General features: G+C 70.3%; 9 protein-coding genes. 3 read left to right on the top strand and 6 right to left on the bottom strand.

The window, feature by feature from the left end; translation table 11 throughout:
- The first annotated feature begins 32 nt into the window (after nt 1-32).
- The 3 genes from edd to LMJ29_RS12845 all read left to right on the top strand — a co-directional run bounded on the left by edd (nt 33) and on the right by LMJ29_RS12845 (nt 4728).
- Complete coding sequence (gene edd / locus LMJ29_RS12855; RefSeq protein WP_229605917.1) at nt 33-1859, top strand: phosphogluconate dehydratase; 1827 nt, start codon at nt 33-35, stop codon at nt 1857-1859.
- A complete protein-coding gene (locus LMJ29_RS12850) occupies nt 1856-2815 on the top strand; it encodes a glucokinase (RefSeq protein WP_229605916.1) in 960 nt (319 codons plus the stop codon). Before edd ends, LMJ29_RS12850 begins: the two co-directional genes overlap by 4 nt.
- A 287-nt stretch (nt 2816-3102) precedes the next feature.
- Nucleotides 3103-4728 carry an NADP-dependent glyceraldehyde-3-phosphate dehydrogenase gene (locus LMJ29_RS12845; protein ID WP_229605915.1) on the top strand — a complete coding sequence of 542 codons (1626 nt, stop codon included), beginning with the start codon at nt 3103-3105 and terminating at the stop codon, nt 4726-4728.
- A gap of 110 nt (nt 4729-4838) precedes the next feature.
- On the opposite strand, the gene LMJ29_RS12840 is transcribed toward LMJ29_RS12845, so the two are convergent.
- The 6 genes from LMJ29_RS12840 to icmH all read right to left on the bottom strand — a co-directional run bounded on the left by LMJ29_RS12840 (nt 4839) and on the right by icmH (nt 13566).
- Complete coding sequence (locus tag LMJ29_RS12840; RefSeq protein ID WP_229605914.1) at nt 4839-5324, bottom strand: hypothetical protein; 486 nt, start codon at nt 5322-5324, stop codon at nt 4839-4841.
- A 47-nt stretch (nt 5325-5371) separates the two neighbouring features.
- The gene (locus LMJ29_RS12835) at nt 5372-7153 is read right to left on the bottom strand and encodes a PHA/PHB synthase family protein (RefSeq protein ID WP_229605913.1); all 1782 of its coding nucleotides are present in this window, start codon (nt 7151-7153) and stop codon (nt 5372-5374) included.
- A gap of 304 nt (nt 7154-7457) precedes the next feature.
- Entirely contained in the window at nt 7458-8420 is a 963-nt protein-coding gene (locus tag LMJ29_RS12830) for a serine/threonine-protein kinase (RefSeq protein WP_229605912.1), read from the bottom strand.
- Nucleotides 8417-9142, bottom strand: coding sequence for a PP2C family protein-serine/threonine phosphatase (locus tag LMJ29_RS12825; protein WP_264758888.1), 726 nt, complete (start codon nt 9140-9142; stop codon nt 8417-8419). The genes LMJ29_RS12830 and LMJ29_RS12825 overlap by 4 nt, the downstream gene beginning before the upstream one ends.
- Nucleotides 9142-12681, bottom strand: coding sequence for a type VI secretion system membrane subunit TssM (gene tssM / locus LMJ29_RS12820; RefSeq protein ID WP_229605910.1), 3540 nt, complete (start codon nt 12679-12681; stop codon nt 9142-9144). Before tssM ends, LMJ29_RS12825 begins: the two co-directional genes overlap by 1 nt.
- Nucleotides 12682-12699: 18 nt before the next feature.
- Complete coding sequence (gene icmH / locus LMJ29_RS12815; protein ID WP_229605909.1) at nt 12700-13566, bottom strand: type IVB secretion system protein IcmH/DotU; 867 nt, start codon at nt 13564-13566, stop codon at nt 12700-12702.
- Nucleotides 13567-13568 lie beyond the last annotated feature (2 nt).

Here is a 13568-nt window from a genome sequence, read left to right as displayed (position 1 = left end):
GACCAGACAACTCGTATTCCGGAGTCGAAGCAATGCATCCCCGTATCCTTGAAGTGACCGAGCGCCTGATCGAGCGCAGCTGCGCCACCCGCGAGCGCTATCTGGCGATGATCCGGGCGGCCGCCAGCGCGGGACTCTCGCGTGGCAAGCTGCAGTGCGCCAACTTCGCCCACGGCGTGGCCGGCTGCCCCAGCGACGACAAGCAGCGCCTGCGCCTGACGAACTCGGCCAACGTGGCCATCGTCACCGCCTACAACGACATCCTCTCGGCCCACCAGCCCTACGAGGACTATCCCCAGCGCATCAAGCAGGCGCTGCGTGACATCGGCTCGGTGGGCCAGGTGGCCGGCGGCGTGCCGGCGATGTGCGACGGCGTCACCCAGGGCGAGCCGGGCATGGAGCTGGGCATCGCCAGCCGCGAGGTGATCGCCATGTCCACCGCCGTGGCGCTGTCGCACAACCTGTTCGATGCCGGGCTGTTCCTCGGCATCTGCGACAAGATCGTCCCCGGCCTGCTGATCGGCGCGCTGCGCTTCGGCCACCTGCCGGCGATCTTCGTGCCCGGCGGGCCGATGCCTACCGGGCTGTCCAACAAGGAGAAGGCGGAGGTGCGCGAGCGCTACGCCGAGGGCAAGGCCGGCCGCGACGAGCTGCTCGCGGCGGAGATGAAGTCCTACCACAGCCCCGGCACCTGCACCTTCTACGGCACCGCCAACACCAACCAGATGCTCATGGAGGTGATGGGCCTGCACCTGCCGGGCGCCTCCTTCGTCAATCCGGGCACCCCGCTGCGCGATGCGTTGACCGTCGAGGCCGCGCACCAGGTCACCCGGCTGACCCAGCAGGGCGGCCAGTTCCTGCCGCTGGGCGAGATCGTCGACGAGCGCGTGCTGGTCAACGCGGTGGTGGCCCTGCTCGCCACCGGCGGCTCGACCAATCACACCCTGCACCTGCCGGCCATCGCCCAGGCCGCCGGCATCCAGCTCACCTGGCAGGACATGGCCGACCTCTCCGAGGTGGTGCCGACCCTGGCGCACGTCTATCCCAACGGCAAGGCCGACATCAACCAGTTCCACGCCGCCGGCGGGGTGGCCTTCCTGGTCCGCCAGCTGCTCGACGCCGATCTTCTCCATGAGGACGTCGACACCGTGGTAGGCCGCGGCCTGCGCCGCTACAGCGAGGAGCCGTTCCTCGAGGACGGCCGCCTGGTGTGGCGCGCAGGGCCGCTCGAGAGCCTCGACGAGAGCATCCTGCGCCCGCTGGCGCGCCCCTTCTCGGCGGAGGGCGGCCTGCGGGTGATGACCGGCAACCTCGGCCGCGGGGTGATGAAGGTTTCCGCGGTGGCGCCCGAGCACCAAGTGGTCGAAGCCGAGGCGCGGGTGTTCCACGACCAGCAGGCGCTGGCCGATGCCTTCCAGGCCGGCGAGCTGGATCGCGACCTCGTCGCGGTGATGCGCTTCCAGGGCCCGCGCAGCAACGGCATGCCCGAGCTGCACAAGATGACACCCTTCCTCAGCGTGCTGCTGGATCGCGGCTTCAAGGTGGCGCTGGTCACCGACGGGCGCATGTCCGGCGCCTCCGGCAAGGTGGCGGCGGCCATCCATGTCTGCCCCGAGGCGTTCGACGGCGGCCCGCTGGCGCGGGTGCGCGACGGCGACCGGATTCGCGTCGATGGCCAGAACGGCAGCCTCGAGGTGCTGGTCGATGCTGACGAATTCGCCGCCCGCGAGCCGGCGTGCTGCGACCTGGAGCCCAACGTCGGCACCGGCCGCGAGCTGTTCGCCTTCATGCGCCGGGCGTTCAGCAGCGCCGAGCAGGGGGCCAGCGCCTTCACCGCCGGCCTGGAGGGGCTGCGGTGAAACTGGCGCTGCTGGGCGACATCGGCGGCACCAACGCCCGCTTCGCCTTGTGGCGCGCCGGGCGCCTGGAGTCGGTGCGGGTGCTGGCCCCCGGCGACTTCCCCGGCCCCCGGCAGGCCATCGAGCACTACCTGGCCGAGCTGGGCCTGACCCCCGGCGACATCGTCGCGGCGTGCCTGGCGGTGGCCGGGCCGGTGCGCGGCGAGCATTTTCGCTTCACCAACAATCGCTGGCACTTCACGCGCAGCAAGCTGGCGCGCGCCCTCGGCCTGGCGCCGGCCGACCTGCTGCTGGTCAACGACTTCACCGCCATGGCCCTCGGCATGACCCGCCTGCGCCCCCACGAGCGGTTGGAGATCTGCCCGGGCGTCGCCCAGCCGGACTGTCCGGCGGTGATCATCGGGCCGGGCACCGGCCTGGGCGTCGGCACCCTGCTGTCGGTCGGCGGCGGCCGCTGGCGGAGCCTGCCCGGAGAGGGCGGACACGTCGACCTGCCCATCGGCAGCCCCCGCGAGGCGCAACTCTGGCAGGTGTTGTTCGCCCGGCTCGGCCATGTGCGCGCCGAGGACGTGCTCTGCGGCAACGGTCTGCTGCAGCTGTACCGCGCCACCTGTGAGCTGGACGGCCGCGAGGCGCTGCTCGCCTCGCCCCAGGAGGTCACCGCCGCGGCGCTGGCCGGCGACACCGAGGCCGTCGCGGTGCTCGAGCAGTTCTGCGTATGGCTCGGCCGGATCGCCGGCAACAACGTGCTGACCCTCGGCGCGCGGGGCGGCGTGTACATCGTCGGCGGCGTGGTGCCGCGCTTCGCCGACTTCTTCAAGGCCAGCGGCTTCGCCCGCGCCTTCGCCGACAAGGGCGCCATGAACAACTTTTTCGACGGCATCCCGGTGTGGCTGGTAACCGCCGACTATCCCGGCCTGGAGGGCGCCGGCGTGGCCCTGCAGCAGGCGCGCTGAGGCGCGAGGCCGGCACCCTGGGGCAGACCGCGGCAAGCCGGGGCGGATGCCAGCGATCCGCGTACGGCCCCGCATGGCGGCCATGGTTTTATGGCCAGGCGATAGGGGACTGGAGCGTTGCGCCGGGGGTGCATCCCTGCGCGCGGAGGGGCCGGAAGATCCGCCAGGACGACTCCCCCAGCGTTTGAACTCCGCACTCTGTCCCTGTTCGCCGGTCCATGGTGAACAGGGGGGCGTTTCGACATCCCCGCCGCTTGCGGCGCGCAATCGCTTATGGAGGCAGGCTCATGACCATTGCAAACCCGCTCGACCGGCTGTTTCCCACCGCGGAGGCGATCCCCGAGCGCTATCGGCTCGGCGCGCCCATCGAGCAGCGCGAATATCTGGTCAACGGCGAATTGCGCCGCTGGGAGGGATCGCTGGCCCCGGTGCACAGCCCGGTGCTGCTGGCCACTGAGCAGGGCGACCAGCAGGTGGTGCTGGGCAGCACGCCGCTGCTCAACGCCGACGCCGCCCTGGAGGCGCTGGACGCCGCGGTGGCCGCCTACGACCACGGTCGCGGCCTGTGGCCGACCCTGCGCGTGGCCGAGCGCATCCAGCACGTCGAGGATTTTTTGGCGCGCATGCGCGAGCAGCGCGAGGTCGTGGTCAAGCTGCTGATGTGGGAGATCGGCAAGAACCTCAAGGATGCCGAGAAGGAGTTCGACCGCACCTGCGACTACATCGTCGACACCATCCAGGAGCTCAAGGAGCTGGACCGCCGCTCCAGCCGCTTCGTGCTCGAACAGGGCACCCTGGCGCAGATCCGCCGCGTGCCGCTCGGCGTGGCGCTGTGCATGGGCCCCTACAACTACCCGCTCAACGAGAGCTTCACCACCCTGATCCCGGCGCTGATCATGGGCAACACCGTGGTGTTCAAGCCGGCCAAGTTCGGCGTGCTGTTGATCCGCCCGCTGCTCGAGGCGTTCCGCGACAGCTTCCCGCCGGGGGTGATCAACGTCATCTACGGGCACGGCCGCGAGACGGTCAGCGCGCTGATGGCCAGCGGCAAGATCGACGTGTTCGCCTTCATCGGCACCCACAAGGGCGCCAGCGCCCTCAAGAAGCTGCACCCGCGCCCGCACCGCCTGCGCGCGGTGCTCGGCCTGGACGCCAAGAATCCGGGCATCGTCCTGCCGCAGGTCGACCTCGACAACGCGGTGAGCGAGGCGATCACCGGGGCGTTGTCGTTCAACGGCCAGCGCTGCACGGCGCTGAAGATCTTCTTCGTGCACGAGCAGGTGCTCGAGGCATTCCTCGCCAAGTTCAGCGCCAAACTGGCCGCGCTCAAGCCGGGCATGCCGTGGGACGAGGGCGTGGCGCTGACCCCGCTGCCGGAGCCGGGCAAGGTGGAGTTCCTCAGCGGCCTGCTGGCCGACGCGCTGGCCAAGGGCGCGCGGGTGATCAACCCGGGGGGCGGCGTGCACCGGCAGAGCTTCTTCTATCCGGCGCTGCTCAGCCCGGTGACGCCCGCCATGCGCGTCTACCACGAGGAGCAGTTCGGCCCGCTGGTGCCGGTGGTGCCGTTCCGCGAGCTGGAGGAGGTGATCGACTACGTACTGCAATCCGACTACGGCCAGCAGCTGTCGATCTTCGGCAACGACCCCGCGCAGGTCAGCCGACTGGTGGATGCCTTCGTCAACCAGGTGGGCCGTATCAACCTCAACGCGCAGTGCCAGCGCGGCCCGGACAGCTTTCCGTTCAATGGCCGCAAGAACTCGGCCGAGGGCACCCTGTCGGTGTACGACGCTCTGCGCGTGTTCTCGATCCGCACCCTGGTGGCGACCCGCTTCCAGCCGGACAACAAGGCGCTGATCAGCGACATCCTGCGCAATCGCCAATCCAGCTTCATCAGTACCGATTACATCTTCTGAGCGCGGCAGGACAGGGGGCGGCACGGCGCGGGGGGAGGAAGGCAGGCTTGACGCTTATCCGGGCAGGGCCCGCCCGACGCCCCCACCGGCGCCGCGCGGGTCTGCGTATCTCACTGTGTCTTGCGGGACGAGGGCTTGCTGCGCGCCGCGCCGTTTTCCTTCTGCGGCGGCGTCGCCCGCAGCTGCAGGTAGTCCTGGAAGTAGTCCTGCAAGGTGGCGCTGATCGGCATGGCGCCGGTCGTCTCCTTGAGCGAGCTGGCGGCGTCCTTCTGCCAGGTGGAGATGGCCTCCTGGGCGGCGGTGGCGAACATGCTCTGGTTGGCCAGGCTGGTTTCGGCGACCTGCTGGATCAGGTCGGTCTGCAATTGCCACGCCTTCCAGTACAGGTCGGCGGCGATTCCGTTCAGGCTTTTCCAGTCACCCGCGTCGAGCATTCGGGTGGCGGCGCTTTCCAGCTCTCCGGTGCCGCTGTTGGCCGCGCGGCTGCCGGCTTCGCTCCAGCGCAGGGCGCTTTCCCGCGCCAGGTCGCAGAGACGGAAGTACAGCTGCAGGTTGACCTTGAACAGCGTCAGCGTGGATTGTGGATCGAGGTACATGGGAACCTCCCGCCCGTTGGGGCGTGTGCCAGGGATAGGGCTGAATTTCAGTTCTCGCGCACATACTGGCCGGGTGCGTCGTCGAGAACCATGTAACCGCGCTCCGGCGCGCCGGTAGGCGGCGGGTCGATCGGCGCGGCGGAACGTGCTTGGAGCCAGCGCACCCACTCGGGCCACCAGGAGCCTTCGTGGCGCGGGGCGCGGGCCAGCCAGGCGTCGGGGCCGACGTAGTTGCCGCCGGCCGGGCGCTCCAGCACCTGGAAGTGACGCTTGACGCGACCCGGTTCACTGACGATGCCGGCGTTGTGGCCGCCGCTGGTCAGCAGGAAGGTGATCGGTGCCGGGGTCAGGTAGTGCAGCTTGAACACCGAGCGCCAGGGCGCGACGTGATCCTGGGTGGTGGCGACGCAGAACACCGGGGTGGTGATGTCGCTCAGCGACACCGGGTGGCCGCCCACGGGGTAGCGGCCTTCGCTGAGGTCGTCGTTGAGGAACAGGCGACGCAGATACTGGCTGTGCATGCGCGCCGGCATGCGCGTGGCGTCGGCGTTCCAGGCCATCAGGTCGATCATCGGTGCGCGATCGCCCATCAGGTACTCGCCGACCATGCGCGACCACAGCAGGTCGTTGGAGCGCAGCAGCTGGAAGGCGCCGACCATCTGGCCGGCGGTCATGTAGCCGGTCTCCTCCATCTGCGCCTCGAGCAGGCTGACCTCGCTTTCGTCGATGAACAACGCCAGTTCGCCGGGCTCGGTGAAGTCCGCCTGCGCGGTGAACAGGCTCATCGACGCCAGGCGCTGGTCGCCGTCACGGGCCATGGCGGCGGCGGCGATGGTCAGCAGGGTGCCGCCCAGACAGTAGCCGGTGGCGTGCACCTTGCGTTCGGGCACGATGGCGTTGATCGCCTCCAGCGCGGCGAAGAAGCCGAGTTGCAGGTACTCGTCCATGCCCAGGTCGCGCTCCTTGGGACCGGGATTCTTCCAGGACAGGCAGAACACCGTGTGGCCCTGCGCGACCAGGTACTTGATCAGCGAGTTGTGCGGCGACAGGTCGAGGATGTAGTACTTCATGATCCACGCCGGGACGATCAGGATCGGCTCCGGATGCACGGTCTCCGTCGTCGGCGTGTACTGGATCAGCTCGATCAGGCGATTCTTCAGCACCACCTTGCCGGGGGTCACGGCAAGGTTCTCACCCACCACGAACTTCTCGGTGCCGGCTGCCGGACGGCCGGCGGCCAGGCGCTCGAGATCCTCCAGGTAATGAATCATCCCGCGCACCAGGTTGGCGCCGCCCGACTCCAGGGTCCGATGCAGGATCAGCGGATTGGTCATCAGGAAGTTGCCCGGCGACAGCGTATCGAGCATTTGCCGCGCGGCAAAGGCGATCACCTCCTGATGGTGGCGGGAAACCCCGCGCACCCCGCTGGTCGCCACCTGCCACCATTCCTGGGTGAGCAGGAACGACTGGTGCATCAGGTTGAACGGCCACTGGTGCCATTCCGGTGCGGCGAAACGACGGTCGCGACGGGGCGGCTCGACACACTCGTGCACCGGCATATCCGGCGAGGCGAGCGCGAGCTCGCGGGCGTAGCGAGTCAGGCGGCTCATCTGCTCCAACGCCAGGTTGACCAGCTCCAGCTGTTTGCCCGGCGAGCCGGCCAGATGGCTGGACCAGTCGAGCATGGCGAGCATCAGGGCGGTAGGGGAGAGCGACGAGGTGGCGCGGGCGATCGCCGCATGGACCTTGAGGTCAAGAGGATTGGCGGACGGTGCCTTGGGCGCGTCGGTGACCGGCGGCTTCGCGGGTTCGTGGGTGGGCATGTTCATGTGCTGATCCTCGACTGGCTTCACGGGACGTCGCGTATGCCGCGCGGCGCCTGGAAATCCTCTCGGCCTGGACCGCGCTGTCCTTGCGGGCATCTGCCAAGGGGTCGATCAAGCATGCCTGAGCGGGCACGGCGCTGCCAGCGCGAATTGCGCTGCAAGAAGACCATAAATCGCCACAGCCATAGATATTAGTCAAAGATCGCGGAGTTTCCCGGCAGCCGGTCGAAAGGGTTTTGCGATGCGTCATGGGCAGCGCTGCACGCGCTCGGACGCAGGGAGGGTGCGGCGGCGCGAATGGCCCGTGTTAGCCGCGTCCGCGCCGCCACCAGCGCTGCAGGCGACCGGTGCGGGGCGCGCGGAAGGCGGCCAGCAGCTCGGCGAGGTCGCTGCCGCGCTGCGCCGGATCGAAGGCCAGGGCCGCGCGCAGGGCCGCCCAGACAGGCGCCGGCAGCTGTGGCGGGCGCTGCAGCTGGCGCTCCAGCCGTTGCTCCCGCGCCTGCCGGGCGTCGCAACGCGCGAAGGGGTGGCTGCCCGCGCCCAGCTCGTAGAGCAGGCAGGCGAGGGCGTAGAGATCGCTGGCGGCCGACGGTGGCGCGCCGTCGAGCAGCTCCGGGGCGGCGTAGCACGGTGTCCAGGCCTTGACCCGGCTGCGGCTCAGGCGCGGCAGGCCCGGCAGGACGCCCTCCAGCGGCTGGCCGAGACCGAAGTCGAAGAGGCGCAGGCCGTCCTCGGCGAGGATCACGTTGCCGGGCTTGAGGTCGCCGTGCAGCACGCCGGCGGCATGGGCGTGGGCCAGCGCCTCGAGCAGCGGGATGGCGACGTCGCGCAGCGCGGGCCAGGGCAGACCGCTGGGACGCTCGAGGAGCAACTGGTCGAGGGTGGGGCCCTTGAGCAGTTCGAGGGTCATGAAGGCGCGCCGGCTGGGTGTGTCCACCTCGAAGCCGTAGGGGCGGATCACGTGGGGATGGCGCAGGCGCAGGGTCAGGGCGAATTCGCCGTACAGCAGGGCGTGGGCGTCGGGGTGGTCGACGAACTCCGCGCCCAGGGTCTTCAGCGCCACCCAGGGCTCGGGGTCGCCGAACTGCTCGCGCAGCAGGTCGCGGGCGCGGTACACCGCGCCCATGCCGCCGACGCCGAGCAGCCGCTCGAGGCGGTAGCGCCCGCAGAGCAGATCGGGCAGGGCCTCTGCGGGCGCCGCCGCTCGGGCTGGCGCGCTCGCCGCGCCGGCGGTGAAGGCGAAGTAGGTCTGCTCGCAGGCCTGGGTCATGGGCGGACCACCACGGCGCTCAGGTTGTCGCGCGCCGGACCGTCCAGGGCCTGGGCGAACAGGCGCTGCACGGCCAGGGCGGCGGAGGGCAGGGCGAGGGCAGCGCCGAGCGCCTCGGGGGCGAGGTCCTGGTAGAGGCCGTCGCTGCACAGCAGAAAGGCGTCGCCGGGCAGCACCTCCAGCTCGACGACCTCCAGGGCCAGCGCCGCGCCGACGCCCACCGCGCGGGTCAGGGCATGGGCCGCCGGGTGCGCGGCGGCCTGCTCCGGGCTGATTCGCTGCTCGTCGATCAGCTGCTGTACCAGCGAATGGTCGCGCGACAGTTGATAGAGGCGGCCGGCGCGCCACAGGTAGCAGCGGCTGTCGCCGGCCCAGATGCAGGCGGCACGGCGGGCCTCGATCAGCAGGGCCACCACGGTGCTGCCGATCACCGGATCGGGGCAGGCGGCGGTGACCGTCGGCGTCTGGCCGAGCTGGCGATTGAGGCGGTGCAGGCACTGGCGCACCTGGCCGAGGCGCTCGGCGAGATCGCCGGCGAGCGGCAGCTCGGCCAGGCCGTCGACGATCAGCCGGCTGGCCAGGGCACCGCCGCGATGGCCGCCCATGCCGTCGGCGACTGCCCACAGGCCCTGGCGCGGACGCTCCAGCACGGCGTCCTCGTTGTCGGCGCGCACCTTGCCGGTGGCGGTGCGCGCGGCGCTGCTGAGGGGGGCGGCATTCATCACAGGGCCGCCGGCAGCTGGAAGTCGCGCAGCAGGGCGAGGTCGAAGGGATTCGGCGCGCGCTGGCTGTGCAGCAGGTAGCTGGCCTGCAGGCCGTCGATGCTGGCCTTGACCATCAGCACGTCGCGGCCGCGCAGGTAGCCCACTTCCATGCGGTCGAGCAGGCGGAACAGCGTCCAGGGACCGTCGCTCTGGCGGATGCCCACCTTGCGCCCGCCGAGTTCCTCCAGCACCAGGCTGGTCTGCACGTCGTCGGCTTGCGCCGGCCACTGGAAGGCGGTCGCCACGATCGGGCCGTGGCGGTACTCCAGCTGCTGACTGCCGAAGCGGAAGTCGGCGCGGCCCAGGCTCGAATCCAGCGCGTAGGGCTCAAGGCGGAAGCGGATCTGCGGCTCGTTGGGATCCACGGCGAAGAAGCTGCGGCGGATGGTCTGCACGTGGCTCATCTGCTGGAGGAACTCGCCGGACACCGGCAGGCCGTGGCCGTCGATCCGGCGCAGCTGATACTCACCGGCGGCGCCGTTGACGAACGGCTTCAGGTAGCGCTCGAAGAAGCTGTCGGCGACCCCCTGGGCCTTGAAGAACTCGCGGAAGTCGGCGAGCGCCACGTCGCTCTGGCTGTCGGCGCTGAACGGATAGCGCTGGCGCAGCGAGCCCTGGTAGAAGGCGTACAGCTCGCGCTGGTAGCGCTGGTTGAGGTGCTGGTAGGCGCCGTCGAGAACCAGCAGCCAGCTGTCTTCGGCGAGCATGGCCAGCCAGTTGCCCAGCGGCTGCGGCAGGCGGGCGGCGCTGGTGCGCAGCTGGTTGAAGGCGTCGCGCTGGCCGCCCATGCGCGCCTTGGCCAGCTCGAAGGCGGCCTGGTCCGGGGCGCTGGCGTGGCTCAGTTCGGCGAGCTGCTGCTGCAGGGCGTCCATCGCCTGCAGGGTGGTGGCCAGCGCGGGGGCGGGCGCCGCGTTGTCGTCGAGCAGCTGGTGCAGGGGCGCGAAGCGCCGCTCCAGGGCCTTGCGGGCGGTGTCCGGAAGGTTCTGCGCCAGTGCCTCGTCGGCCTTTTCGGCCGCCGCGGCGGCCAGCTGCGCGGCCTTGCCGAGCTTGCCGTCCTGCTCCTTGAGCGCTTCGGCCGCGCCCGCGGCCTCGTCGGCGGCGCTGGCCAGACCGGCGAAGCGGGTGTTGTCGCGCACCTCCACCAGCAGGGCCAGCAGCGGCGAGTTGGCGGCGGTCAGGCCGGCCAGCTGCTCGGCGCCCTGGCGGGTATCGGCGATCTGGTCGATGGTCAACTGGGCCAGGGCCTCGCTCCAAAAGTTGGCGTAGTCGCGGAAGTACAGCTGTTCCATTTCCACCAGCAGGCGGCCGAGGTCGTTGCCGCTGAGGCTTTCGCCCTCGCCGAGCACCCAGTTGTCGCGCAGCAGCTCGCGCACCAGGCTGCTGCCCTGGGCGATGAAGTACTGCTGGTAGCCGCGCTGGGTGTAGAAACCCGGGATGGCGTAGTCGGCGGCGCTGAACAGGGCGCCCTGCGGACCGAGCTTCTCGCCCAGACGGTAGTCCGGCAGGCTGCGCGCCTGATCGCGAAGCATGCGATAGACCACGTTGGCCAGCGATTCGCGGCGCAGCACCTCGCGTGCCTGGGCGACCAGCTGCGCATTGGGCGTATAGGGCGCGAACGGCTCCTCCAGCAGGCGGGCGAAGTGGCCGTTGAGTGCGGCCTGCACGGCGGCGTCGCCGGCGTGGCGCTGCGCCCAGTCGGCGGCCAGCCAGCTCTTGAGGTAGTCGGCGTCGCGGCGCTCCGCGAGGCCGAGCATCAGGTAGGCGCGCAGGCTGCCGAGCAGGCGCTCGCGGTCGCCGAGGTTGGCGCGGATCTGCGCCTCCAGCTGGCGGCCGACGCGCGGCAGCAGCTGGCTTTCCAGCATCCGCCGGTAGGCCCGGTGCAACTGCGGGTCGACGGCCTCGCCCTGGTAGAGACCGGCACGCTCCGCCCAGGCCGCCTCATCAGCGGACGGAAACACCTGGCTGGCCGCCTGGCTGCGGTCGAGCAGGGCGAGGGTCTGGCGGGCATCGTCGCCGACCTGCAGCGCCTGGCGCTCGCGGCCCAGCTCGCCGGCGATGCCGCGCAGCTGTTCCAGGCGCCCGTGGTTGGCGGAGAAACTGTTCGCCCAGACCAGGCCGAACAGCGCCAGGCAGGCGAAGGCGCCGGCGTACAGGGCGCGCTGGCCCCAGTCGATGCGGCGGACTTCCTGCTGGTCGAGGGTGGCCAGATCGGCTTCGGGGAAGATCACCCGGTCGAGCAGGTGATGGATGAAGCGCGCCCGGCCGCTGCGCAGGGTGGGCAGGCTGCTGGCGCGCAGGCCGAGGTTACGACCGATGCCGGCGGTCAGCGGATCGAGCTGCTCCTCCAGCTGCGGCGCGCTGGTCAGGTAGAAGCCGCGCAGCTGGCTGGCGCGCTGGTAGCGGTTGCCGGCGAAGGCCAGTTCGACGAACAGGCACAGGCGCTCGCCCAACTGACCCAGCTGGTGCGGGAAGTCGAGGATGCGGCCGCGGCGCTGGGTGTCGCGCTCCTGGTGCATGCGCTGGATCACCTGGCTGTTCAGGCGGCGCAGCAGCTCCTCGAACTCCTGGCGCACCACGCCGGCGTCGGTGCCGTCCTGCTCGCGGCGGAAGCTGGCGCCGAGCACCTGGTCGCTTTCCTCGCGCGACAGCTGGTCGAAGAACTCGTCGAAGCCGAGCACCTTGTCGGCCTTGCTCAGCACCAGGTAGACCGGCACCTCGACGCCGAGGCGCTGGTGGATCTCCTGCAGACGCTGGCGAACCTGGCGGGCCAGGGTTTCCAGCTCCGCCTCGTTGCCGTCCTGCAGGCGCTCGACCGGGATGTTGACCAGCACGCCGTTGAGCGGACGGGCGCGGCGTTGGCGCAGCAGGCCGAGCAGCGTGCTCCAGGCGCTGCCGTCGACCTGGGCGTCGGGCTGGCTCAGGTAGCGGCCGGCGGTGTCGATCAGCACGGCGTGTTCGGCGAAGTACCAGTCGGCGTGGCGGGTGCCGGCCATATCGCGGGTCAGGCGCCGTGCCTCGTCGCGGTTGAGCGGGAAGTCCAGGCCGGAGAAGTCGAGCAGCGAGGTCTTGCCGCTGCCCTGCGGACCGAGGATCAGGTACCAGGGCAGTTCGCTGCGCCACCTGCCGCTGTGTCCGCGATAGATGCTGGAGTGCTTCAGGGTGTGCAGGGCGGCGTGGAAGCGCTGGCGCAGAAGGCTCTGTTCCTCGCTGACCAGCCCTTCGCGGCGCAGCCGCTCCTGGGCGGCCTCGTCCGCCTCCGTGGCCTGTTGCCGGCGCTGGGCGCGCCAGCCGGCGAACACCACGAACAGCCCCCACAGCAGGCAGAGCGCGGCGATGCTCAGCAGGCGGCTGCCGGCCGACTCCCAGAACTTGTGCTCGGCGACCGCCAGCAGCGGGCCGGCGAACCAGATCAGCAGGGCCAGCACCAGCAACAGGCACAGGCTCCACACCCAGGTCTTGCGGAAAAAGGCGCCCAGACGGGCGAAGAAGTCTTTCATGTGGCACTCATCCCTGAATCACGGTTGTCCGCCGGCCTGGCCGTCGAGCGACTGATACGGCTGCAGCACACTGTCGCGCTGCTCGCCCAATACCCAGGCGAAGCCGCTGTACATCACCACCAGGCAGGCCAGGGTGAACAGCGCCACCAGCCACCACGGCACGATGCGCACCAGGTGGCGGCGGGTGTCCCTGAGGCCCTGCCAGTGCGGCGACACCTCGCGCGGCACGTCGCCGCGCAGCTGGCGGATCTGCCGGTACAGGCTGTCGCGGATCGCCTCCAGTTCGAGCATGCCGCGCGGCAGCACGCGGTACTTGCCCTCGAAGCCGAGCGCCAGGCACAGGTACATCAGCTCGAGCATCGGCAGGTGTTTGACCGGGTTGCGGGTCAGCCGCTCGAGCAGCTGGAAGAACTTCTCGCCGCCGAAGGTCTCGTTGTGGAAGGAGGACAGCAGGCTCATCTGCGACCACTCGCTCTCGTTGCCCCAGGGGGTGGTCACCACCGCCTCGTCGAGCACCGTGCACAGCACGTAGCGGGCGGCCATCACCTGGCTGCTCTCGGCGCCGTCGTGCAGGGCGCGGTGCTCGAACAGCTTGAGTTCGCCGCCCAGGCGCTGGTTGAGCTCGTGCAGGTCCTCGGCCGCGAGGCTGTGCTTGAGGCGCACCACCTCGGAGAGCAGCGCGGAGGCGGCGGCGACCAGCGGGTTGAGGCTCAAGTTGAAGCTTTCCGCCGGGCGCAGGCGGGCGGCGTAGATCATCCGCTCCTCGAGCTGCTCGTAGCGGGGCGGCGTGGCGAAGTCGGTCAGCGGGCTGTGGGCCGCGGCCTCTCCGCCGCGGTTGAGGATGACCGTGCGGTCGTCCTTGGCATAGTCCATTGCGCGGGTCATGT

It is taken from the genome of Pseudomonas oryzagri (assembly GCF_020831405.1).
Taxonomy (GTDB): Bacteria; Pseudomonadota; Gammaproteobacteria; order Pseudomonadales; family Pseudomonadaceae; genus Geopseudomonas; species Geopseudomonas oryzagri.
The sequence above is the reverse complement of the archived record's forward strand: the minus strand, read 5'-3'. Positions and strand labels throughout refer to the sequence as shown.

Coding starts and splice junctions, on each gene's coding strand:
- edd (WP_229605917.1), top strand. CDS start 33: ATGCATCCCCGTATCCTTGAAGTGACCGAGCGCCTGATCGAGCGCAGC.
- LMJ29_RS12840 (WP_229605914.1), bottom strand. CDS start 5,324: ATGTACCTCGATCCACAATCCACGCTGACGCTGTTCAAGGTCAACCTG.
- LMJ29_RS12830 (WP_229605912.1), bottom strand. CDS start 8,420: ATGACCCAGGCCTGCGAGCAGACCTACTTCGCCTTCACCGCCGGCGCG.
- LMJ29_RS12825 (WP_264758888.1), bottom strand. CDS start 9,142: ATGAATGCCGCCCCCCTCAGCAGCGCCGCGCGCACCGCCACCGGCAAG.
- tssM (WP_229605910.1), bottom strand. CDS start 12,681: ATGAAAGACTTCTTCGCCCGTCTGGGCGCCTTTTTCCGCAAGACCTGG.
- LMJ29_RS12835 (WP_229605913.1), bottom strand. CDS start 7,153: ATGAACATGCCCACCCACGAACCCGCGAAGCCGCCGGTCACCGACGCG.
- icmH (WP_229605909.1), bottom strand. CDS start 13,566: ATGACCCGCGCAATGGACTATGCCAAGGACGACCGCACGGTCATCCTC.
- LMJ29_RS12845 (WP_229605915.1), top strand. CDS start 3,103: ATGACCATTGCAAACCCGCTCGACCGGCTGTTTCCCACCGCGGAGGCG.